General features: G+C 57.5%; 19 protein-coding genes and 3 tRNA genes. 19 read left to right on the top strand and 3 right to left on the bottom strand.

The annotated features are described in order from the left end of the window. Window positions 1-33 precede the first annotated feature (33 nt). The gene (asd, locus tag EDF81_RS14725; RefSeq protein ID WP_123348857.1) at window positions 34-960 is read right to left on the bottom strand and encodes an archaetidylserine decarboxylase; all 927 of its coding nucleotides are present in this window, start codon (window positions 958-960) and stop codon (window positions 34-36) included. A 169-nt stretch (window positions 961-1,129) separates the two neighbouring features. Continuing rightward, on the bottom strand, window positions 1,130-2,182 hold the full coding sequence (gene rsgA, locus EDF81_RS14720) for a small ribosomal subunit biogenesis GTPase RsgA (RefSeq protein ID WP_184999499.1): 1,053 nt from the start codon (window positions 2,180-2,182) through the stop codon (window positions 1,130-1,132). Between the two features lie 107 nt (window positions 2,183-2,289). Here rsgA and orn point away from each other — a divergent pair, with 107 nt between their 5' ends. The 4 genes from orn to EDF81_RS14700 all read left to right on the top strand — a co-directional run bounded on the left by orn (window position 2,290) and on the right by EDF81_RS14700 (window position 3,441). Continuing rightward, a complete protein-coding gene (gene orn, locus EDF81_RS14715; protein WP_123348856.1) occupies window positions 2,290-2,835 on the top strand; it encodes an oligoribonuclease in 546 nt (181 codons plus the stop codon). 235 nt (window positions 2,836-3,070) lie between these two features. Then, window positions 3,071-3,146 (top strand) — tRNA-Gly (locus tag EDF81_RS14710). Window positions 3,147-3,218: 72 nt separating this feature from the next. After that, window positions 3,219-3,294 (top strand) — tRNA-Gly (locus EDF81_RS14705). Between the two features lie 71 nt (window positions 3,295-3,365). Then, window positions 3,366-3,441: transfer RNA gene (locus EDF81_RS14700), tRNA-Gly, on the top strand. A gap of 268 nt (window positions 3,442-3,709) precedes the next feature. Here EDF81_RS14700 and queG read toward each other — a convergent pair. Next, the gene (gene queG / locus EDF81_RS14695; protein WP_148049931.1) at window positions 3,710-4,849 is read right to left on the bottom strand and encodes a tRNA epoxyqueuosine(34) reductase QueG; all 1,140 of its coding nucleotides are present in this window, start codon (window positions 4,847-4,849) and stop codon (window positions 3,710-3,712) included. Here queG and nnr point away from each other — a divergent pair. The 15 genes from nnr to EDF81_RS14620 all read left to right on the top strand — a co-directional run bounded on the left by nnr (window position 4,848) and on the right by EDF81_RS14620 (window position 21,899). Further along, window positions 4,848-6,371 carry a bifunctional ADP-dependent NAD(P)H-hydrate dehydratase/NAD(P)H-hydrate epimerase gene (gene nnr, locus EDF81_RS14690; RefSeq protein ID WP_123348855.1) on the top strand — a complete coding sequence of 508 codons (1,524 nt, stop codon included), beginning with the start codon at window positions 4,848-4,850 and terminating at the stop codon, window positions 6,369-6,371. The two genes, queG and nnr, sit on opposite strands and share 2 nt — an antisense overlap. Beyond that, the gene (tsaE, locus tag EDF81_RS14685; RefSeq protein WP_123348854.1) at window positions 6,364-6,825 is read left to right on the top strand and encodes a tRNA (adenosine(37)-N6)-threonylcarbamoyltransferase complex ATPase subunit type 1 TsaE; all 462 of its coding nucleotides are present in this window, start codon (window positions 6,364-6,366) and stop codon (window positions 6,823-6,825) included. The genes nnr and tsaE overlap by 8 nt, the downstream gene beginning before the upstream one ends. 16 nt (window positions 6,826-6,841) lie before the next feature. Then, window positions 6,842-8,191 (top strand): N-acetylmuramoyl-L-alanine amidase AmiB, encoded by a 1,350-nt coding sequence (gene amiB, locus EDF81_RS14680; RefSeq protein WP_123348853.1) that lies wholly within the window; start codon window positions 6,842-6,844, stop codon window positions 8,189-8,191. Window positions 8,192-8,200: 9 nt separating this feature from the next. After that, entirely contained in the window at window positions 8,201-10,072 is a 1,872-nt protein-coding gene (gene mutL / locus EDF81_RS14675) for a DNA mismatch repair endonuclease MutL (protein ID WP_123348852.1), read from the top strand. After that, window positions 10,065-11,015 (top strand): tRNA (adenosine(37)-N6)-dimethylallyltransferase MiaA, encoded by a 951-nt coding sequence (miaA, locus tag EDF81_RS14670; RefSeq protein ID WP_123348851.1) that lies wholly within the window; start codon window positions 10,065-10,067, stop codon window positions 11,013-11,015. The genes mutL and miaA overlap by 8 nt, the downstream gene beginning before the upstream one ends. 96 nt (window positions 11,016-11,111) lie before the next feature. After that, complete coding sequence (hfq, locus tag EDF81_RS14665; protein WP_123348850.1) at window positions 11,112-11,420, top strand: RNA chaperone Hfq; 309 nt, start codon at window positions 11,112-11,114, stop codon at window positions 11,418-11,420. Window positions 11,421-11,493: 73 nt separating this feature from the next. After that, window positions 11,494-12,774 (top strand): ribosome rescue GTPase HflX, encoded by a 1,281-nt coding sequence (gene hflX, locus EDF81_RS14660; protein WP_123348849.1) that lies wholly within the window; start codon window positions 11,494-11,496, stop codon window positions 12,772-12,774. Between the two features lie 119 nt (window positions 12,775-12,893). After that, on the top strand, window positions 12,894-14,147 hold the full coding sequence (gene hflK / locus EDF81_RS14655) for an FtsH protease activity modulator HflK (protein WP_123348848.1): 1,254 nt from the start codon (window positions 12,894-12,896) through the stop codon (window positions 14,145-14,147). Window positions 14,148-14,149: 2 nt separating this feature from the next. Beyond that, window positions 14,150-15,154 carry a protease modulator HflC gene (gene hflC / locus EDF81_RS14650; RefSeq protein WP_123348847.1) on the top strand — a complete coding sequence of 335 codons (1,005 nt, stop codon included), beginning with the start codon at window positions 14,150-14,152 and terminating at the stop codon, window positions 15,152-15,154. An 82-nt stretch (window positions 15,155-15,236) separates the two neighbouring features. Next, window positions 15,237-15,434 (top strand): DUF2065 domain-containing protein, encoded by a 198-nt coding sequence (locus EDF81_RS14645; protein WP_123348846.1) that lies wholly within the window; start codon window positions 15,237-15,239, stop codon window positions 15,432-15,434. 101 nt (window positions 15,435-15,535) lie between these two features. Next, a complete protein-coding gene (locus EDF81_RS14640; protein WP_123348845.1) occupies window positions 15,536-16,834 on the top strand; it encodes an adenylosuccinate synthase in 1,299 nt (432 codons plus the stop codon). Window positions 16,835-17,052: 218 nt separating this feature from the next. After that, window positions 17,053-17,481 carry a nitric oxide-sensing transcriptional repressor NsrR gene (gene nsrR, locus EDF81_RS14635; RefSeq protein WP_123348844.1) on the top strand — a complete coding sequence of 143 codons (429 nt, stop codon included), beginning with the start codon at window positions 17,053-17,055 and terminating at the stop codon, window positions 17,479-17,481. A gap of 54 nt (window positions 17,482-17,535) precedes the next feature. Further along, window positions 17,536-19,950: a ribonuclease R gene (gene rnr, locus EDF81_RS14630; protein WP_123348843.1), complete on the top strand. Its 2,415-nt coding sequence runs from the start codon at window positions 17,536-17,538 to the stop codon at window positions 19,948-19,950. A gap of 231 nt (window positions 19,951-20,181) precedes the next feature. Next, entirely contained in the window at window positions 20,182-21,183 is a 1,002-nt protein-coding gene (locus tag EDF81_RS14625) for a D-cysteine desulfhydrase (protein WP_123348842.1), read from the top strand. Then, window positions 21,180-21,899, top strand: a complete 720-nt coding sequence (locus EDF81_RS14620) for an aspartate/glutamate racemase family protein (RefSeq protein WP_123348841.1) — start codon at window positions 21,180-21,182, stop codon at window positions 21,897-21,899. Before EDF81_RS14625 ends, EDF81_RS14620 begins: the two co-directional genes overlap by 4 nt. Window positions 21,900-21,916: the final 17 nt, after the last annotated feature.

The following is a 21,916-nucleotide window of genomic DNA, read 5'->3' as shown; positions in this document are numbered from 1 at the left end:
GTTATACCTTTTTTACTGTGATTAACTGTCGTCTTACGGGTTGGCTTCAGGCTCGGCCTTCGGCTCTTCTGAAGGCACGGCCGGAACCACAACCGCTTCGGTGGAGAGCGCCAGCGGCTGACCGATACGGGTAGCAGAGAGGCTCTGCAGCTGCTCGACCAGGTTAACTTTGCCCGGTGCAAACAGGTTGATCACGGTTGAACCCAGCTTAAAGCGGCCCATTTCCTGACCTTTGAGCAGCGCAACCGCGCCTTCGCTCTCGCCGGCAGGCCAGGTCCAGCGTTTGATGACGCCTTCACGCGGCGGCGTGATGGTTCCCGCCCAGACGGTTTCGATGCTGCCGACGATGGTCGCACCGACCAGAATCTGCGCCATCGGGCCAAATTCAGTATCGAACAGGCAGATGACGCGCTCGTTACGGGCAAACAGGTTCGGGACGTTCTGCGCGGTCAGATGGTTCACGGAGAACAGGTCGCCGGGAACGTAGATCATTTCGCGCAGAATACCGTTACACGGCATATGCACGCGGTGGTAGTCGCGTGGCGACAGGTAGGTGGTGACAAAGCTACCGTTGCGGAACAGGTCCGCCATCAGGTAGTTGCCCGCCAGCAGCGCTTCCAGGCTGTAGTTATGGCCTTTGGCCTGCAGAATTTTATCGTTGTCGATAGCGCCCAGCTGGCTGATCACGCCGTCGGCCGGCATCACCAGCACGCTCGGGTCGGTGTCCAGCGGACGGACGTCGTCGCGCAGGGGACGAACAAAGAAGTCGTTAAAGGTGCGGTAGCTGGCGGTATCCGGCTTCTGCGCCTCTTTCATATCGACTTTATAGACTTTAACAAACAGATCGATAACCGCTTTGGTCAGCCATCCTGCGCGCTTGCTTGCGCCCCAGCCAGCCAGGCGAGTCAGCCACAGCTTCGGCAGAAGGTATTGCAGCGAAAGTTTAAGGTCGTTTAACAAAATAGCCTCCAGGCCAGTGTTGTATCATTCCAGGCCCGCCTTCATGCGAGCCCCGGGTCCTGAAAAAAAGGGGACGATTGTAACGATGCGCGGCGTAACAGCCAATCTCGCCCGCCCATTTTTCTCCCCGTGTCGAAGATTGCTGTGGATTCAGGCGAGACTGTATCCGTCAGCCTCCGCTATCCGAAAAGTTTTTACGCGTTTTTACCTGCGACATACTTTCCAGGATGCGGTGATAGTTTTCGAAACGTGTTTCGGCAATTCGGCCGGCTTCTACCGCTTCGCGGATGGCGCAGCCCGGGTCGTTATCGTGTTTGCAGTCACGATATTTGCAGGTGCCCAGATAGTCATGGAATTCGACAAAGCCGTCGGTGATTTGTTCCGGCTCAAGGTGCCAGAGACCAAATTCACGCACGCCGGGGGAGTCGATCACATCGCCACCGTGAGGGAAGTGATAGAGACGGGCGGCGGTGGTGGTGTGCTGGCCCAGACCGGAACCGTCAGAGACGTCGTTGGTCAGGATCTCTTCCTGCAGCCCCAGCAGGGCATTCAGCAGGCTGGATTTACCCACCCCGGACTGCCCGGCGAAGATGCTGATACGGTCCGTCAGCGCCGTTTCCAGCGGTTCAAGGCCATTCTGAGTATGGCTGGAGACCATCAGGACGCTATAGCCAATGTTGCGATAGATATCCATCTGCTCATTAACGAACTTCATGCCTTCGTCATCCAGCAGATCGATTTTGTTCAGGACGATCAGCGGATCGACGCCGAGCGCCTCGCAGGCCACCAGATAGCGGTCGATAATATTCAGCGACAGCTCCGGTAAAATAGCGGAAACGATCACGATCTGGTTGATATTGGCGGCGATCGGTTTCACGCCGTCATAGAAGTCCGGACGCGTCAGTACCGAGGTGCGATCGTGCACTGCTTCGACGATACCCTTAACGTTCACGCCTTCCGCGGCGGCTTTGCCCGGCCGCCACAGGACGCGGTCGCCGGTAACCAGCGAACGGATGGTGCGTCGGATATTGCAGCGGTGAACCTCGCCATCGGCAGATTCTACGTCAGCATGCATCCCGAAGCGGCTGATAACCATCCCTTCAGCAATTTCGCCGAACAGGTTGTCATCGAAATCTTTTTTCTCCGTGCCCTGCTTAAGCCGCCGCTGATGGTTGGCTTTAACGCGGCGCTGCTGGCCTATGGAGAGTTTATTTTTACTCAATCGTGCTGGCTCCTGGTCGCCCCGGATGGGCAAAACCTCTATGATACACGCTAATCAATACTAGTTAACCAGATGAGACTGGTTATGCGAGAAGGGTGGAAAATAGCATGAGTGCAAATGAAAACAACCTCATTTGGATCGATCTGGAGATGACCGGGCTGGACCCGGAGCGCGATCGCATTATCGAAATCGCCACCCTGGTGACCGATGCCAACCTCAATATTCTGGCGGAAGGGCCGGTAATGGCCGTGCATCAGTCCGCAGAGCAGATGGCGCTGATGGACGACTGGAACGTGCGTACCCATACCGGAAGCGGCCTGGTAGAGCGCGTGAAAGCCAGTCCGTTCGATGACCGTGCCGCGGAGCTGGCGACCATCGAATTCCTGAAAACCTGGGTACCGGCAGGAAAATCGCCGATTTGTGGCAACAGTATCGGTCAGGACCGTCGCTTTCTGTTTAAGTACATGCCGGAACTGGAAGCGTACTTCCACTACCGCTACCTCGACGTCAGCACTTTGAAAGAGCTGGCCCGTCGCTGGAAGCCTGAGATCCTGCCCGGCTTTAAAAAACAGGGCACCCACCAGGCCATGGATGACATCCGTGAGTCGGTGGCAGAGCTTTCTTACTATCGCGAGCATTTTATTCAGCTGTAGTGGAATGCCCGGCAGAAAGCGTCTGCCGGGCATTCAGTACGAAATATATTCATCTCTGATGTTAAAATAACCGTTCTGCTGATTAATTCAGCACTTGAACAAAAAAAACAAAAAAATGCTTTCAGGGGCTTGCAGCAAAAAGGATTTCTCGTATAATGCGCCTCCCGTGACGAAGCAGAAATGCAAATCACGAAATCCATGATTTTCGGGTTAATTTACTGAAAAACATAGATAAGCGGGAATAGCTCAGTTGGTAGAGCACGACCTTGCCAAGGTCGGGGTCGCGAGTTCGAGTCTCGTTTCCCGCTCCAAAATTTGAAAGCCGAAAGGCAGCACCATCCAGATGTCATGTTTCAGACAATAACGGTCTGAAAGCAAGATAAGCGGGAATAGCTCAGTTGGTAGAGCACGACCTTGCCAAGGTCGGGGTCGCGAGTTCGAGTCTCGTTTCCCGCTCCAAATTTGAAAGCCGAAAGGCAGTACCATCCAGAAGTCATGTTTCAGGCAGCAACGGTCTGAAAGCAAAATAAGCGGGAATAGCTCAGTTGGTAGAGCACGACCTTGCCAAGGTCGGGGTCGCGAGTTCGAGTCTCGTTTCCCGCTCCAAATTTCGTCCTCTTTAAACGTCATCCACAGTGCCATAGCGCATTGGGGGCGATTTGTTTCATCCCTGACACACTCTTGTGAACAGACTTATCCACAACCCTGTCGCTATTCTGAAAAGCCAAAAATATTCGCACGGTGAAGAGTATTCTTATAACTCATTGAATTGTTTATTAAAATTTCAATTCAAAAATGCTATAGAGATCGCTTGACGAATTTGGGCGCTTTGAATCACAAGTGTTTTTAATTTTATTCACAGGCTGTGGATGCCTCAGGCGTCCCGCGGTAATCCCTTTTCAATCACCCTGACCAGACGCTGTTTTTGTGAGGTTTGCACCTCGACTACGCAGGCCTGTCGCTTCTCAATCTGCTGCGCAATCGCCCAGTCTATATGTTCATCGAGAAGTGGGTGCTCACCCTGACGCTGCTCAAGGGCACGAATATTCGCGTCATCCCAGGGCGCATTCCCCAGCGCGACGGCGATATTCCGCAGCCAGCGCAGGTGGCCAATACGGCGGATGGCCGAGCCTTCGGTGACCTTGAGGAAATACGCTTCGGTCCAGGCGAACAGCTCAATCAGCTCCGGGGCGTGCAGCGCCTTACGCGGGCTGAAATCATCCTCGGCGGTGAGCTGTGAAAAACGGTTCCACGGGCAAATCAGCTGACAGTCGTCGCAGCCGTAGATACGGTTGCCCATCAATGGGCGGAAGGCTTCCGGGATCGCACCTTCCAGCTCGATGGTCAGATAGGAGATACAGCGGCGGGCGTCGACGGTGTAGGGCTCGACAATCGCACCGGTCGGGCAGATGGTCATACAGGCCACGCAGCGTCCGCAGCCCTCTTCAACCGGGCTGTCTATGGGCAGCGGGAGATCGATCAGCAGCTCGCCAAGGAAGAAAAACGACCCGGCGTCGCGGCTGAGGATAAGTGAGTGCTTACCCGTCCAGCCCAGCCCGGCTTTTTCGGCCAGCGGGCGCTCCAGGATAGGCGCGGAATCGACAAAGGGTCTAAAATTCAGCGAAGAACACTGTTCCTGGATCATTTCGCCGAGCTTTTTAAGCCGGTTGCGCAGCAGCTTGTGATAATCACGCCCGAGGGCATATCGGCTGACATAGCCCAGCGCCGGGTTTTTCAGGGTGCTGGCAAAGGCCGCATTGGCGGGGAGATAGTTCATCCTGACGCTTATCACGCGCAGGGTACCGGGAAGCAGTTCGTGAGGGCGTGCGCGCATCATGCCATGACGCGCCATCCACTCCATCTCGCCGTGGTATTGTTTATCCAGCCACGCCTGCAGACGGGGTTCGCTGGCGCTGAGATCGGTATCGGTGATACCGACCTGCTGAAAGCCGAGTTCAGTGCCCCACTGTTTTATTTGCTGTGCTAATTCATTGAGATCGAGGGGCTGTGACATGACGGACCATACCATGACGAAAAACCCCACCAGTATACCACATTCCATCTGGCCTGCGGATGACCTGCGTCGCGCTGAAAAAGCGGCGGCAGACAGCCTGGGTATTACCCTGTATGAACTGATGCTGCGGGCCGGTCAGGCGGCCTTTGACGTGGCGATCGCATGCTATCCGAATGCCCGGCACTGGCTGGTGCTCTGCGGCCACGGTAATAACGGCGGTGACGGTTACGTGGTGGCGCGGCTGGCCGCGGCGGCGGGCATTCAGGTCACGCTCCTGGCTCAGGAGAGCGACAAACCCCGCCCGGAAGAAGCGACGGAAGCCCGCGAGGCCTGGCTCAATGCCGGTGGCACGCCCCACGCGCCGGATGTTCCCTGGCCTGACGATGTGGATCTGATTATCGATGCGCTGCTGGGCACCGGCCTGAAGCAGGCACCCCGCGAACCCGTTTCCCGGCTGATTGAACGTGCTAACGCCCATCCGGCGAAGGTGGTGGCGCTGGATATTCCCTCCGGGCTCAATGCGCAAACCGGCACCGTGCCAGGCGCGGTGATTAACGCTGCCCATACGGTGGCCTTCATCGCGCTTAAGCCGGGGCTGCTGACCGGCAAAGCCCGCGACTGGGTGGGTCAGCTCCATCATCATGCTCTGGGGCTTGAAGCCTGGCTTGCCGGTCAGACAACGCAACTGCATCGCTATGACGCCTCGCAGCTTGTCGGCTGGCTGCCGCCGCGTCGCGCCACCTCGCATAAAGGCGATCACGGCAGGCTGGTGGTGATTGGCGGCGATAGCGGCACGGCCGGGGCGATCCTGATGGCCGGAGAAGCGGCCTTGCGAACCGGGGCTGGACTGGTACGCGTCCTGACGCGCCCGGAGAACAGAGCGCCGCTGCTGACCGCGAGACCGGAACTGATGGTCCACGAGCTGACGCCGCAGTCGCTGGATGATGCCCTGGAGTGGGCGGATGTGGTGGCGATTGGCCCCGGTCTTGGCCAGCAGGAATGGGGGCAGAATGCCCTGCAGCGGCTGGCGAATTTTAACAAACCGATGCTATGGGATGCGGATGCGCTTAACCTTCTGGCAATCAATCCGGATACAGGTCACAATCGGGTGCTGACGCCGCATCCCGGCGAAGCCGCACGCCTGCTGAAATGCAGCGTGGCGGAAATAGAGAGTGACCGCTTACAGTCGGCCCGGCGTCTGGTAAAACAGTACGGCGGCGTTGTGGTGCTGAAAGGTGCTGGTACGGTGGTGGCGAGCGAAAACGGCGAGGCGGGCATTATTGATGCCGGTAACGCGGGCATGGCAAGCGGCGGCATGGGCGATGTGCTCACCGGTATTATCGGCGCGCTGCTGGGGCAAAAACTGTCCCTCTATGATGCGGCCTGCGCGGGCTGCGTGGTTCACGGCGCGGCGGCGGACAGGCTGGCAGCGGCGGGCACCCGCGGGATGCTGGCAACGGATCTTTTTGTCGCGCTACGGCGAGTTGTTAACCCTGAAGTGACTGATACAGAACATGATTAATCGAGTAATTCCTTTAGCCGACGAACAGGCGACGCTGGATCTCGGTCTGCATATGGCGCAGGCCTGCGGCGGCTCGGCGGTAATTTATCTTTATGGCGATCTTGGCGCGGGTAAAACCACCTTCAGCCGGGGTTTCCTCCAGGCGCTGGGACATAAGGGCAACGTCAAAAGCCCGACCTACACCCTCGTTGAGCCTTACACCCTCGAGTCGCTGATGGTGTACCACTTCGATCTCTACCGTCTTGCCGATCCGGAAGAACTGGAGTTTATGGGTATTCGCGACTATTTCACCAGCGATGCGATTTGCCTGGTCGAGTGGCCCCAGCAGGGGACCGGCGTGTTGCCGGAGCCGGATATTGAAATACACCTGGACTACCAGGCGCAGGGGCGCGAGGCGCGGGTGACCGCCGTCTCCCCGGCGGGTGATGCCATGCTGGCGCGTTTAGCCGGTTAACCGAAGGGGAAGCGGGATGATGTATCGCGTAACAAAGTGTATTCGTCGGGCTGCTGCCGCAGTCCTGGCGCTCATGCTGCTGAGCCTGTCGGCCAGCGCGGCCAGTTTGTCCGATATCCAGGTCTCCAACGAGGATCGCCAGGCCCGCATCACCTTTAGTTTTCTCGGCGATCCTGAATACGCCTTTTCGCAGATTGATAAGCGCAGCGTGGCGCTGGATATCCAGCAAACCGGCGTGATTCAGGGGCTGCCGCTGCAGTTTAGCGGCGACAATCTGGTGAAAAGTATTCGCTCCGGCGCGGCGAAAGACGCCCGCTCTCTGCGGCTGGTGGTGGATCTCACCCAGAACGGCAAAACGCGGGCGGTCAAACAGCGCAACGGCGCAAATTATACGGTGGTGTTTACGATCAATGCCGATGCACCGCCACCACCGCCGCCCGTTGTAGTGAAGCGTGTTGAAACGCCGGTCGTCAAACCGGCACCGGTCCCGGCACAGCCCGCGCGTAATCCCTTTAAGTCCGAGAACGACCGTATCACCAGCGTTACCGGCAGTAATACGGTAACCCGTCCCGCTGCGTCGGCACGTCCGGCGTCCGGCAGTCAGGTGGTGATCGCTATCGATGCCGGTCACGGCGGACAGGATCCCGGGGCTATCGGTCCTGGCGGCACCCAGGAGAAAAACGTCACCATCGCCATCGCCCGTAAATTGCGGACGCTGCTCAATGCCGATCCGATGTTTAAGGGCGTCCTGACCCGTGACGGCGACTACTTTATTTCGGTAATGGGCCGCTCCGACGTAGCGCGCAAACAGAATGCCCATTTCCTCGTATCGATTCATGCGGATGCCGCCCCGAATCGCCAGGCCACCGGGGCCTCGGTGTGGGTGCTGTCGAATCGCCGTGCCAACAGTGAAATGGCCAGCTGGCTTGAGCAGCATGAGAAACAGTCCGAACTGCTGGGCGGGGCGGGGGACGTGCTGGCCAACAGCCAGTCCGATCCGTATCTGAGCCAGGCGGTGCTGGATTTACAGTTCGGCCATTCCCAGCGCGTCGGGTATGATGTGGCAACCAGTATGCTCGGCCAGCTTGGGCGAGTCGGTAACCTGCATAAACGCCGGCCGGAGCACGCCAGCCTTGGCGTTCTGCGCTCCCCGGATATTCCGTCCGTGCTGGTGGAAACCGGCTTTATCAGCAACACCGGCGAAGAGCGCCAGCTGGCCAGCGACAGCTATCAGCAGCAAATAGCCGAGGCGATCTACAGCGGTCTGCGCGGCTATTTTGTGAAGCATCCGATACAGTCAGGCCCGCAGGACGGCGCGGCGCAGACGGCCAGCGCGGAATCCTCCACTGGCGCGAGGGTTAATTAAGGAGATCTCATGCCCATTCAGGTTTTACCCCCGCAGCTTGCTAACCAGATTGCCGCAGGCGAAGTGGTGGAGCGTCCGGCGTCGGTGGTGAAAGAGCTGGTGGAAAACAGCCTGGACGCTGGCGCAACCCGCATTGACATCGATATTGAGCGCGGTGGCGCAAAACTGATCCGCATCCGCGATAACGGCAGCGGCATCAAAAAAGACGAGCTGGCCCTGGCGCTGGCGCGCCATGCTACCAGTAAAATTGCCTCGCTCGACGACCTTGAGGCGATTATCAGCCTCGGTTTTCGCGGCGAAGCCCTGGCCAGTATCAGCTCCGTTTCCCGTCTGACGATGACCTCGCGCACCGCCGACCAGCAGGAAGCCTGGCAGGCCTATGCGGAAGGGCGCGAGATGGCGGTGACGGTCAAACCGGCTGCCCATCCGGTGGGCACCACCCTTGAAGTGCTGGATCTCTTCTACAACACCCCGGCGCGGCGCAAATTTATGCGCACGGAAAAAACCGAATTTAATCATATCGACGAGATAATTCGCCGCATTGCGCTGGCGCGTTTTGATGTCACCATCAATCTCAGCCACAACGGCAAAGCGGTGCGTCAGTACCGGGCCGTGTCCCAGGACGGGCAGAAAGAGCGACGCCTCGGCGCTATCTGCGGGACGGCGTTTCTTGAACAGGCTCTGGCGATTGAGTGGCAGCACGGCGATCTGGCCCTGCGCGGCTGGGTCGCAGACCCGCAGCAGACCAGCAGCGCCTTTGCTGAGATCCAGTACTGCTACGTCAACGGCAGGATGATGCGCGACCGGCTGATTAACCATGCTATCCGTCAGGCCTGCGAGGATAAGCTGGGTGCAGACCGCCAGCCGGCTTTTGTGCTCTATCTGGATATCGATCCGCATCAGGTGGACGTCAACGTCCATCCGGCCAAGCACGAAGTGCGTTTCCACCAGTCCCGCCTGGTGCATGATTTTATCTACCAGGGCGTGCTGAGCGTCCTGCAACAGCGGCTGGAGACGCCTCTGCCGCTGGATGACGAACCGACACCGCCGCCGCGTGCGGTGCCGGAAAACCGCGTGGCGGCGGGACGCAACCAGTTTGCTGAACCGCAGTCTGCCAGGGAACCGGCCGCACCGCGCTATACCGCATCCGCCGGTAGCAGCGCGTCCGGTTCGCGACCGGCGGCCAGCGGTGCCAGCTGGCCGAATGCGCAGCCGGGCTACCAGAAACAGCAGGGCGCGCTCTATCGTCAGCTGCTGGACACGCCCGCCGCAGTAACGGAAACTGCTGAACGGCAGCCGCCTGCGGCACCGGCCCTTGACGGGCACAGCCAGAGCTTTGGCCGGGTGCTGGCGATTATCGCCCCTGACTGCGCTCTGCTGGAGCGCGGCGGCCACCTTAGCCTGCTGGCGCTGCCGGTGGCGGAGCGCTGGCTAAGGCAGGCGCAGCTGACGCCGGGTAACACTCCGGTTTGCGCCCAGCCGCTGCTGATCCCGGTACGCTTAAGCGTTTCGGCGACCGAGTCGACGGCGTTGAAAAACGCCCAGTCGGCGCTGGCGACGTTGGGGATTGAGTACCAGGCCGACGCCCAGCACGTGACGATCCGGGCGGTGCCTTTACCCTTACGCCAACAAAATTTACAAATCTTGATTCCTGAACTGATAGGCTACCTGGCGCAACTGACAACGTTTGATGCCGCCGACATTGCACAGTGGATCGCGCGTAATCTGCGCGGTGAACATGCGCAGTGGAATACGGCGCAGGCGATTGCCCTGCTGGCTGACGTGGAGCGTTTATGCCCGCAGCTGGTGAAGTCGCCGCCGGGAGGTCTGTTGCAACCTGTTGATTTACACTCGGCGTTAAATGCCCTGAAAGATGAGTGATATGAGTAAGGCCAGCCTGCCGAAGGCTATTTTTCTGATGGGGCCGACGGCCTCGGGTAAGACCGCCCTGGCGATTGCGCTGCGGAAAGTTTTGCCCATTGAGTTGATTAGTGTGGATTCCGCCCTTATCTATCGAGGTATGGATATCGGCAGCGCCAAGCCGGATGCCGAAGAACAGCGCGTTGCGCCGCACCGGCTGATGGACATTCTCGACCCCGCTCAGTCGTATTCGGCGGCGGATTTTCGACGGGATGCGCTGAGGGAGATGGCGGAGATCGCCGCAGCCGGGAGAATCCCCGTGCTGGTGGGCGGAACCATGTTGTATTTCAAAGCGTTGTTGGAAGGGTTGTCGCCGTTGCCCTCGGCGGACCCTGAGGTCAGAGCGACCATTGAGCGTCAGGCAGCAGAGCAGGGATGGGATGCGTTACATAAGCAACTGCAGGCGATCGATCCGGTCGCGGCAGCACGCATTCATCCGAATGATCCGCAAAGGCTTTCCCGGGCACTGGAAGTTTTTTTCATTTCGGGTAAAACTTTAACGGAACTGACGCAAACGTCAGGCGATGCTTTGCCGTACCAGGTGCATCAATTTGCGATAGCTCCGGCGAGTCGTGAGGTGCTCCATCAACGCATTGAGCAGCGTTTTCATCAGATGTTGGCTTCAGATTTTGAAGCTGAAGTGCGGGCGCTTTTTGCTCGCGGAGATTTGCATACGGACATGCCTTCCATTCGTTGTGTCGGCTATCGCCAGATGTGGTCTTACCTCGAAGGCGAGATCGGATACGATGAAATGGTTTACAGAGGTATTTGCGCGACGAGGCAGTTAGCCAAGCGACAGATGACCTGGTTGCGGGGCTGGGACGGCGTCCACTGGCTGGACAGCGAAAAACCGGAACAGGCTTACAACGACGTGTTACAGGTTGTTGGTGCTATCGCGGGTTGAATGTGTACAATTAAGCGGTATCGTGCGCAAATTTTTACGCAGTTTTCAGAGCCTTCGGGTTCAAAGTACAAAACAAGCATATAAGGAAAAGATAGAATGGCTAAGGGGCAATCTTTACAAGATCCGTTCCTCAACGCACTGCGTCGGGAACGTGTTCCAGTTTCTATTTATTTGGTGAATGGTATTAAGCTGCAAGGTCAGATTGAGTCTTTCGATCAGTTCGTGATCCTGTTGAAAAACACGGTCAGTCAGATGGTCTATAAGCACGCGATTTCTACTGTTGTCCCGTCACGCCCGGTTTCTCATCATAGCAACAATGCGACCGGTGGCGGCTCCAGTAACTATCACGGCAGCAACGCGCAGGGTTCTTCTACGGCGCAGCAAGATAGCGAAGATTCCGAGTAAGGTTGATCGCTGTCCATCCATGTCGGGGAGCCGGTTAACCAGTTCCCCGCTGGTATTTTATGAGGATTAACGCTTGTTTGACCGTTATGACGCCGGTGAGCAGGCGGTGCTGGTGCACATCTGGTTTACGCAAGACAAAGACATGGAAGATATCCAGGAGTTTGAAGCTCTGGTCTCTTCCTCCGGTGTCGAAGCATTGCAGGTGATTACCGGTAGCCGTAAAGCGCCGCACCCCAAGTATTTTGTTGGTGAAGGTAAAGCACAAGAAATTGCGGATGCCGTAAAAGCAACGGGTGCCTCCGTTGTGCTCTTTGATCATGCCCTGAGCCCGGCCCAGGAACGCAACCTGGAAAGCCTGTGCGAGTGTCGCGTTATCGACCGCACCGGTCTGATTCTGGATATTTTCGCCCAGCGTGCGCGTACCCATGAAGGTAAGCTGCAGGTTGAACTGGCGCAGCTGCGCCACCTGGCTACGCGTCTGGTACGTGGCTGGACCCACCTTGAAAGACAAAAGGGCGGGATCGGTTTGCGCGGCCCGGGTGAAACCCAGCTCGAAACCGACCGTCGCTTGCTGCGTAATCGTATTATGCAGATTTTGTCGCGCCTGGAAAAAGTTGAGAAGCAACGTGAACAGGGGCGTCGATCCCGTACCAAAGCGGATGTTCCCACCGTCTCGCTGGTGGGCTATACCAACGCCGGAAAATCCACGCTGTTTAATCAGATAACCAACGCCCAGGTGTATGCGGCCGACCAACTGTTTGCCACGCTGGACCCAACGCTGCGGCGGATTGACGTCGCCGACGTGGGCGAAACCGTCCTTGCGGATACCGTTGGCTTTATTCGCCATCTTCCGCACGATCTGGTGGCGGCGTTTAAAGCGACGCTGCAGGAAACCCGACAGGCCACGCTGCTGATGCACGTGATTGATGCCGCCGACCTGCGGGTGCAGGAGAACATCGACGCGGTCAACACGGTGCTCGAAGAGATTGAAGCGGACGAGATACCGACCCTGCTGGTGATGAACAAAATCGATATGCTGGACGATTTCGTGCCGCGTATCGACAGGAACGATGAGAACAAACCGATTCGGGTCTGGCTTTCCGCGCAGACCGGAGTGGGTGTGCCACTGCTTTTCCAGGCTTTGACGGAGCTGCTTTCCGGTGAAATCGCGCAGCACACGCTGTGCTTACCTCCCCGGGAAGGGCGACTGAGAAGCCGGTTTTATCAGCTTCAGGCGATAGAAAAAGAGTGGATGGAGGATGACGGCAGCGTTGGCATACAGGTGCGTATGCCCATCGTCGACTGGCGTCGCCTCTGTAAGCAAGAACCGGCACTGGCTGACTATATTGTCTGATAGTGCACATTTGCCTGAGTATCGTAATCCCTCTGAGGGTACCCCGCATTATTCAGTCTGCAGCAAGGTGGCAGCGGAACAATAAGGGGTAATAATGCATAACGAATATGGAGCATAACATGGCGTGGAATCAGCCCGGTAATAACGGACAGGACCGCGACCCGTGGGGAAGCAGCAAACCAGGCGGCAACTCTGAGGGGAATGGAAATAAAGGCGGTCGCGATCAGGGGCCGCCCGATCTGGATGATATCTTCCGCAAGCTGAGCAAAAAGCTCGGTGGTCTGGGCGGGGGAAGAAATAACGGCTCCGGTGGTAATTCGGGTCCGCGTGCGCCGATTGGCGGACGCGTGGTCAGTATTGCTGCGGCAGCGGTAGTGATCATCTGGGCAGCCAGCGGTTTCTATACCATCAAAGAAGCGGAGCGCGGTGTTGTGACCCGTTTTGGCCAGTTCAGCCATCTGGTTGAGCCGGGTCTGAACTGGAAACCGACCTTTGTTGATGAAGTGACCGCGGTCAACGTTGAGGCCGTGCGTGAACTGGCTGCTTCCGGCGTGATGCTGACCTCCGACGAGAACGTGGTTCGCGTCGAGATGAACGTTCAGTACCGTATTACCGACCCGCGCAGCTACCTGTTCAGCGTAACCAGCGCTGATGACAGCCTGCGTCAGGCGACCGACAGCGCCCTGCGTGGTGTTATCGGTAAATACACCATGGACCGTATCCTGACCGAAGGCCGTACCGTTATTCGTAGCGATACTCAACGTGAGCTGGAAGAGACGATTCGTCCGTACAACATGGGTATCACCCTGCTGGACGTCAACTTCCAGGCGGCGCGTCCGCCAGAAGCGGTTCAGGCGGCATTTGATGATGCGATCTCTGCCCGTGAAAACGAACAGCAGTCGATCCGTGAAGCAGAAGCCTATGCTAACGAAGTGCAGCCGCGTGCAAACGGTCAGGCGCAGCGTAAGCTTGAAGAGGGCCGTGCTTATCGTACCCGTACTATCCTGGAAGCTCAGGGTGAAGTGGCGCGCTTTGCCCGCATCCTGCCAGAGTATAAAGCCGCGCCGGAAATTACCCGCGAGCGTCTGTATATCGAAACCATGGAAAGAGTGCTGAGCAATACGCGCAAAGTGCTGGTTAACGATAAAGGCGGCAACCTGATGGTGCTTCCGCTGGATCAAATGCTGAAGGGCGGCAACGCACCGGCGGCAAAGAGTGACAGCAGTGGTGCGAACAACCTGTTGCGCCTGCCACCTGCGTCCTCTTCCGGCAGCAGTGATGCAAATACCCAATCGTCCACCAGTCAGGGCGATATCATGGACCAACGCCGCGTTAACGCGCAGCGTAACGACTACCGGCGTGCAGGAGAATAACGATGCGTAAGTCAGTTATAGCGATTATCATCATCGTGCTGGTAGTGCTGTATACCTCTATCTTCGTGGTGAGAGAAGGCGAGCGCGGAATTACGCTTCGCTTCAGTAAAGTAGTACGTGACGATGAAAACAAACCGCTGGTATTCGAGCCGGGTCTGCACTTTAAGATCCCGTTTATCGAAACCGTGAAGACGCTCGATGCCCGTATCCAGACCATGGATAACCAGGCCGATCGTTTCGTCACCAAAGAGAAAAAAGACCTGATCGTTGACTCCTACATCAAGTGGCGTATCAGCGACTTCAGCCGTTACTATCTGGCAACCGGCGGCGGTGACGTCAGCCAGGCCGAAGTCCTGCTGAAACGTAAGTTCTCTGACCGTCTGCGTTCTGAAATTGGTCGTCTGGACGTGAAGGATATCGTTACCGATTCCCGCGGCCGTCTGACCGTAGAAGTGCGCGACGCGCTGAACTCCGGTTCTGCCGGCACGGAAGATGAAGTCAGTACGCCGGCTGCCGATGAAGCTATCGCCAAAGCGGCGGAGCTGATCACGGCGGAAACCGACGGTAAAGTGCCGGTCATTAACCCGAACAGTATGGCTGCGCTGGGTATCGAAGTGGTGGATGTGCGTATCAAGCAGATCAACCTGCCAAGCGAAGTGTCCGAGGCGATTTACAGCCGTATGCGCGCCGAGCGTGAAGCGGTCGCACGTCGCCACCGTTCTCAGGGTGAAGAAGAGAAAGAGAAGATCCAGGCTTCTGCGGATTATGAAGTCGCCAAAACGCTGGCAGAATCTGAGCGTCAGGCTCTTATCCTGCGCGGTGAAGGTGATGCCGAAGCGGCGAAACTGTTTGCCGATGCGTTCAGTCAGGATCCGGATTTCTATGCCTTTATCCGTAGCCTGCGCGCTTACGAAAACAGTTTCCAGAGCAACCAGGACGTGATGGTGCTCAGCCCGGAAAATGATTTCTTCCGTTATATGAAGACGCCGGGCAACGCGACGCGCTAATATCGGCCGTCCGTTTTCGCGGTAAAAAAACCACCGCATCCATCAGGATGTCGGTGGTTTTCTTTTTTCTAAGGAGTGGTTCATGAATTCAACCGTCTGGCTGGCGCTTGCCCTGGTTCTGGTGCTGGAAGGCTTAGGTCCGATGCTTTATCCCAAAGCCTGGCGGCGTATGGTTTCCGCCATGAGTCAGATGCCGGATAGCATTTTGCGCCGTTTTGGCGGTGGTCTAGTGGTTGCCGGCATCGTGATCTACTATATGTTGAGGAAAACGATTGGCTGAGCCCAAAGTGGTCTGATTTGACTAAAATCGCCGACAAAAAGAGCTGATCATCATGAAAGCTGGTGGTAGAATCCATTTTTAAGCAACCGGTGATTTTGAAAATGGGTAACAACGTCGTCGTGCTGGGCACCCAATGGGGTGACGAAGGGAAAGGGAAGATCGTCGATCTCCTGACTGAACGAGCTAAATATGTTGTCCGCTACCAGGGCGGTCACAACGCAGGTCACACTCTCGTAATTAACGGTGAAAAAACCGTCCTCCATCTTATTCCATCAGGCATTCTTCGTGACAATGTGACCAGCATCATCGGTAACGGTGTTGTGCTGTCTCCTGCCGCGCTGATGAAAGAGATGAAAGGCCTGGAAGACCGTGGTATCCCGGTACGTGAACGTCTGTTGCTCTCTGAAGCCTGTCCGCTGATCCTTGATTATCACGTTGCGCTGGACGTTGCTCGCGAAAAAGCGCGCGGCGCGAAAGCGATCGGCACCACCGGTCGTGGTATCGGTCCGGCCTACGAAGATAAAGTCGCCCGTCGCGGTCTGCGCGTTGGCGATCTGTTCGATAAAGCCACCTTTGCCGACAAACTGAAAGAAGTGATGGAATATCACAACTTCCAGCTGGTGAACTTCTACAAAGCCGATGCGGTTGACTACCAGAAAGTACTGGACGATGTGATGGCGGTTGCCGACATCCTGACCGGTATGGTGGTGGACGTCTCCGATCTGCTGGATCAGGCGCGTAAACGCGGCGACTTCGTGATGTTCGAAGGCGCGCAGGGTACGCTGCTGGATATCGACCACGGTACCTATCCGTACGTGACCTCGTCCAACACCACCGCGGGTGGCGTGGCGACCGGTTCCGGCCTGGGTCCGCGCTATGTCGACTACGTGCTGGGGATCATCAAAGCCTACTCCACTCGCGTGGGTGCAGGTCCGTTCCCGACCGAACTGTTCGATGATATCGGCGAGTTCCTGTGCAAGCAGGGTAACGAATTCGGTGCCACCACCGGTCGTCGTCGTCGCACCGGCTGGCTGGATGTGGTTGCCGTGCGTCGTGCGGTACAGATCAACTCCCTGTCGGGCTTCTGTCTGACCAAGCTCGACGTGCTGGACGGCCTGAAAGAAGTGAAACTCTGCGTTGCCTACCGTATGCCGGACGGCCGCGAAGTGACCACCACTCCGCTGGCAGCCGACGACTGGGAAGGTATCGAGCCAATCTACGAAACCATGCCGGGCTGGTCTGAAACCACCTTTGGCGTGAAAGAGCGTAGCGGCCTGCCGCAGGCGGCGCTGGACTACATCAAGCGTATTGAAGAACTGACTGAAGTGCCGGTTGATATTATTTCTACCGGCCCGGATCGTACTGAAACCATGATCCTGCGCGACCCGTTCGACGCCTAAGATACCCGTCATACTTCGAGCTGCAGATGCGTTGGCTGCGCTTGCCGCCTCCCTGCAACTCGAATTATTTAGGGTATGTAATCCGAGGGGTACTTGTGCCCCTGTTTTTCCCCGCTTTTTTCCTGCGTCAGTTCAAATAAACTAACCTCTAACTATCAGGCTGGTTTATCATCAATATACCCGCGGATTGCCGCGTTTCCCCTGTTCCTGAGGTTGATGTGCAGTTAACAAGTTTCACCGATTACGGATTGCGCGCGTTGATTTATATGGCGTCGTTGCCGCCAGAGCGCATGACCAGTATCTCCGAAGTCACGGAGGTGTACGGCGTGTCACGTAATCATATGGTTAAGATAATTAATCAGCTGAGCCGGGCAGGGTACGTCTCCGCCCTGCGGGGAAAAAACGGCGGGATCCGTCTGGGTAAAGCGGCCACTGATATCCGCGTCGGTGACGTGGTGCGCGACCTTGAACCCCTCTCCCTGGTCAACTGCAGCAGTGAGTTCTGTCATATTACCCCCGCCTGCCGCCTGAAGCAGGCGCTTGCCGAGGCCGTACAGTGCTTTCTCAGGGAGCTGGACAACTACACGCTGGCCGATTTGGTTGAGAAAAATCAACCGCTTTATAAATTATTACTGGTGGATCAATGAGTACCCTAAAAAGCGATGGGTGCTCCCGCCAGAGCTGACAACGGAGGAACCGCTATGTCACATGATCCTTTTCAGGAACGCGAAGCCGAAAAATATTCCAATCCTATCCCGAGCCGGGAATTCATCCTCGATCACTTATCTAAACGCGAAAAACCCGCCAATCGTGAAGAGTTAGCCAAAGAGCTCAATATTACCGGTGAAGAACAAACGGAAGCCCTGCGCCGCCGTCTGCGCGCAATGGAGCGCGACGGGCAGCTGGTCTTCACTCGCCGCCAGTGCTATGCGCTGCCGGAACGTCTCGACCTGCTGAAAGGCATGGTTATTGGCCACCGCGACGGCTTTGGCTTCCTGCGGGTGGAAGGCCGTAAAGACGACCTCTATCTCTCCAGCGAGCAGATGAAAACCTGTATGCACGGCGATCAGGTCCTGGCTCAGCCGCTGGGTGAAGACCGTAAAGGCCGTCGCGAAGGGCGTATTGTCCGCGTGCTGGAGCCACGGACCGCGCAGATCGTTGGTCGCTACTTTACCGACGCGGGCGTCGGCTTTGTGGTGCCGGACGACAGCCGCCTGAGCTTTGATATTTTGATCCCGTCCGATGCGATGATGGACGCGCGAATGGGCTCTGTGGTGGTGGTCGAATTGACCCAGCGCCCGACCCGCCGCACCAAAGCCATCGGTAAAGTGGTTGAAGTGCTGGGCGACAATATGGGCACCGGCATGGCTGTGGATATGGCTCTGCGTACCCATGAGATCCCGTACGTCTGGCCGGATACGGTAGAAAAAGAGATCTCAAGCCTCACAGAAGAAGTACCGGAATCCGCGAAATTCGATCGCATCGATCTTCGCGATCTGCCGCTGATGACGATTGACGGCGAAGACGCCCGCGACTTCGATGATGCGGTGTACTGCGAGAAAAAACGCGGCGGCGGCTGGCGCCTGTGGGTTGCCATTGCCGACGTGAGCTACTACGTGCGTCCTGGCACGGCGCTGGATACCGAAGCCCACAGCCGTGGTACCTCGGTCTACTTCCCGTCACAGGTTGTCCCGATGCTGCCGGAAGTACTCTCCAATGGCCTTTGTTCGCTAAACCCACAGGTCGATCGCCTCTGTATGGTCTGTGAAATGACCATTGCGGCCTCCGGGCGTCTGACCAGCTATACCTTCTATGAAGCCGTGATGCGTTCCCATGCACGCCTGACCTACAACAAGGTGTGGCATATGCTGCAGGGTGATGCGGACCTGCGCGCCCAGTACGCACCGCTGGTGAAGCCTGTTGAAGAGCTGCATAACCTGTATAAGGCGCTGGAGAAGGCGCGCGAACAGCGTGGCGGTATCTCGTTTGAGAGCGAAGAAGCCAAATTTATCTTTAACGCGGAACGCCGGATTGAGCGTATTGAGCAGACCCAGCGCAATGACGCCCATAAGCTTATCGAAGAGTGCATGATTCTGGCGAACATCTCCGCCGCGCGCCTTGTTGAGAAAGCCAGCGAGCCTGCACTGTTCCGTATCCACGACAAGCCGACCAACGACGCGATTACCGCGTTCCGTTCCGTGCTGTCGGAGCTGGGTCTGGAGCTACCGGGCGGCAACAAGCCGGAGCCGCGCGACTATGCCGCGCTGCTGGTGTCGATTGCCGATCGCCCGGACCACGAGATGCTGCAAACTATGCTGCTGCGCTCGATGAAACAGGCGGTTTACGATCCGGAAAACCGCGGCCACTTCGGTCTGGCGCTGCAGTCCTATGCGCACTTTACCTCGCCGATCCGTCGTTATCCTGACCTGTCCCTGCACCGTGCCATTAAGTACCTGCTGGCGCGCGATGAGGGCCATACCGGTAACAGCACCGACACGGGGGGCTGGCACTACAGCATGGAAGAGATGCTGCAGCTGGGCCAGCACTGCTCGATGGCCGAACGTCGTGCCGACGAAGCGACCCGCGACGTGGCTGACTGGCTGAAGTGCGACTTTATGCAGGACCAGGTCGGTAATACCTTCCCTGGCGTGATTGCCAGCGTCACAGGCTTTGGCTTCTTTGTGCGCCTTACCGACCTGTTTATCGACGGGCTGGTGCATGTCTCCTCCCTTGATAACGACTACTACCGTTTCGACCAGGTCGGGCAGCGCCTGATCGGTGAATCCGGTGGGCAGACTTATCGCCTGGGCGACCGGGTGGAAGTGAAGGTCGAAGCGGTCAATATGGACGAACGTAAGATCGACTTCTCGCTGATCTCCAGCGAGCGCGGGCCACGCAACGTCGGTAAAACCGCGCGTGAAAACGCCAAAAAACCGGGTGGCGGTAAGGCCGCGCCCGGCAGGCGTCGTCAGGCCGGCAAAAAGGTGAACTTCGAGCCGGACAGCGCTTTCACGAAGGGCAAGCCTAAGAAAGCGAAAAAACCGTCGGACAAAACGCAAAAAATTGCTTCGGCCACCAGGGCTAAGCGATCGACAAAGAAAAAAGTCGCTGAGTGATACCAATAACCCTCTTACTTTGTAAGAGGGTTATTCTTTTTGGCCTTATGCTATTCCATACCGCTATAGTTATTTTCCCTGACACCCCGTATTTCCCGTCTTAGCCGAATACCGGCAATCGATATTTTTATTTCTCATTAGGGGCGATTTCTCGCCTGTGTATAGTGAATTCCCGTCCGATATTATTTTTTTTTTGCGCTGTCTGGCGCTGGTTACCGGCAAGGAGTTTGTATGCATCTGGCACGTTTCCCCCGTATTTCACTTGGCCATTTTCCCACCCCGCTGGAGCCGCTGGAAAATTTATCCCGGCTGCTTGGCGGACCGAAAATATGGATCAAACGCGACGACGCCACCGGTCTTGCGAGCGGCGGAAATAAAACCCGCAAGCTGGAGTTTTTACTCGCCGACGCGCTGGCGAAAAAAGCCGATGTGATTATTACCCAGGGTGCGACCCAGTCGAACCATGTTCGCCAGACCATTGCCGGGGCGGCAAAGCTGGGCCTGCCGGCGAAAGCGCTGCTGGAAAAGCGGGTTACCGACTTCGGTGAAGACTATCAGCGTTCCGGCAACGTTCTGCTGGACCAGCTCCTTGGCGGCGAAATCGTCGCGCATCTGCCGGGTGGAACCGATATGCAGCAGGCGATGGAAGAGTATGCCGCTGAGCTTCGCGAGAAGGGGCATAACCCGTACGTGATCCCCGGCGGTGGCTCAAACGATATCGGGGCGCTGGGCTACGTGGCCTGTGCCGAAGAGCTGCTGTATCAGTCCTCTCAGCTGCGTCTGCGTATTGATCATGTGGTTCACGCAACCGGCAGCACCGGCACCCAGGCCGGGCTGGTGGCGGGATTTAGCGCCACTAACAGCCAGGTTCCCGTGCTGGGCATCAGCGTTCGTGCGCCAAAGGCAAAGCAGGAAGAGAACGTCTGGCAGCTGGCATCACGTACCCGTGAGCTACTGGGCGTGGCGGGCGATCTGCCTCGTGACGCGGTGGTGGCGAACAGTGATTATGTCGGCGATGGCTACGGTCTGCCCACCGAAAGCATGCTGGAGGCGCTGCAGCTTTTTGCCCGCCACGAAGGTATTTTGCTCGATCCGGTTTACTCCGGGAAAGGCGCTGCCGGGTTGATCGATCTGATCCGTAAAGGCCACTTCCGCCGCGACGAAAACCTGGTCTTTATCCACACCGGGGGGTCTGCGGGGCTGTTTGGCTATCGCCAGGTGCTGGAGAGATGAGCCGGCCGTTTCTGCTGGGTGTTCTGGGCGGAATGGGGCCGCTGGCAACGCTCGACTTCCAGCATAAGCTGCTGGAGGCGACGCCCGCTGAGAGCGATCAGCAGCAGCTTCCGTCGGTGGTGTGGAATGTGCCGCAGGTGGCCGACCGGCAGAAAGCGCTTGCCGGGCTGGGGCCGTCGCCGCTGCCGCAGCTTCTGCAGGGTATCGAAAAACTGAATCAGGCCGGTGCGAGCCATATCGTGATTGCCTGCAATACGGCCCATCACTGGTATGACGCCCTGAGCCGTGCCAGCGCGGCTCCGCTGCTGCATATTGTGGATGCCACTCTGGAGAGTCTGGTGGTGCAGAAGCCGCAGCGGGTCGGGATTATTGCAACCAAAGGCACCCTGGAAGCAGGCTGGTTTCAGCGCGGATTCGCGGCGCAGGGCATTGAAGCCGTCGAACCTACCCCAGAGGAGCTGGCGGAATGGTTTGTGCCGGGCTGTTATGCGGTAAAACGCGGAGCGCTTCGCGAAGGCGGTGTGTTACTCAGCCTGCTTGCCGATGCCCTGCTGGCGCGTGGCGCAGAGCGGCTGGTGCTGGCCTGTACCGAAGTGCCGGTGGCCCTGCGGGCCGTTGCGGCCTCTTCACTGGCGCAGTCGCTCGATCCGGCCCAGGCGCTGGCTCAGCGCTGCGCAAAAATATGGCTGGCGCAGCGCCATTCTTATCTGGCGTAAATACAAAACAATAATTT

Origin of the sequence: Enterobacter sp. BIGb0383 (assembly GCF_003751845.1) — a bacterium.
Classification (GTDB): Bacteria; Pseudomonadota; Gammaproteobacteria; order Enterobacterales; family Enterobacteriaceae; genus BIGb0383.
The sequence above is the reverse complement of the archived record's forward strand: the minus strand, read 5'-3'. Positions and strand labels throughout refer to the sequence as shown.

Coding starts and splice junctions, on each gene's coding strand:
- orn (WP_123348856.1), top strand. CDS start 2,290: ATGAGTGCAAATGAAAACAACCTCATTTGGATCGATCTGGAGATGACC.
- nnr (WP_123348855.1), top strand. CDS start 4,848: ATGACGGACCATACCATGACGAAAAACCCCACCAGTATACCACATTCC.
- queG (WP_148049931.1), bottom strand. CDS start 4,849: ATGTCACAGCCCCTCGATCTCAATGAATTAGCACAGCAAATAAAACAG.
- tsaE (WP_123348854.1), top strand. CDS start 6,364: ATGATTAATCGAGTAATTCCTTTAGCCGACGAACAGGCGACGCTGGAT.
- amiB (WP_123348853.1), top strand. CDS start 6,842: ATGATGTATCGCGTAACAAAGTGTATTCGTCGGGCTGCTGCCGCAGTC.
- mutL (WP_123348852.1), top strand. CDS start 8,201: ATGCCCATTCAGGTTTTACCCCCGCAGCTTGCTAACCAGATTGCCGCA.
- miaA (WP_123348851.1), top strand. CDS start 10,065: ATGAGTGATATGAGTAAGGCCAGCCTGCCGAAGGCTATTTTTCTGATG.
- hfq (WP_123348850.1), top strand. CDS start 11,112: ATGGCTAAGGGGCAATCTTTACAAGATCCGTTCCTCAACGCACTGCGT.
- hflK (WP_123348848.1), top strand. CDS start 12,894: ATGGCGTGGAATCAGCCCGGTAATAACGGACAGGACCGCGACCCGTGG.
- hflC (WP_123348847.1), top strand. CDS start 14,150: ATGCGTAAGTCAGTTATAGCGATTATCATCATCGTGCTGGTAGTGCTG.
- EDF81_RS14645 (WP_123348846.1), top strand. CDS start 15,237: ATGAATTCAACCGTCTGGCTGGCGCTTGCCCTGGTTCTGGTGCTGGAA.
- EDF81_RS14640 (WP_123348845.1), top strand. CDS start 15,536: ATGGGTAACAACGTCGTCGTGCTGGGCACCCAATGGGGTGACGAAGGG.
- rnr (WP_123348843.1), top strand. CDS start 17,536: ATGTCACATGATCCTTTTCAGGAACGCGAAGCCGAAAAATATTCCAAT.
- EDF81_RS14625 (WP_123348842.1), top strand. CDS start 20,182: ATGCATCTGGCACGTTTCCCCCGTATTTCACTTGGCCATTTTCCCACC.
- EDF81_RS14620 (WP_123348841.1), top strand. CDS start 21,180: ATGAGCCGGCCGTTTCTGCTGGGTGTTCTGGGCGGAATGGGGCCGCTG.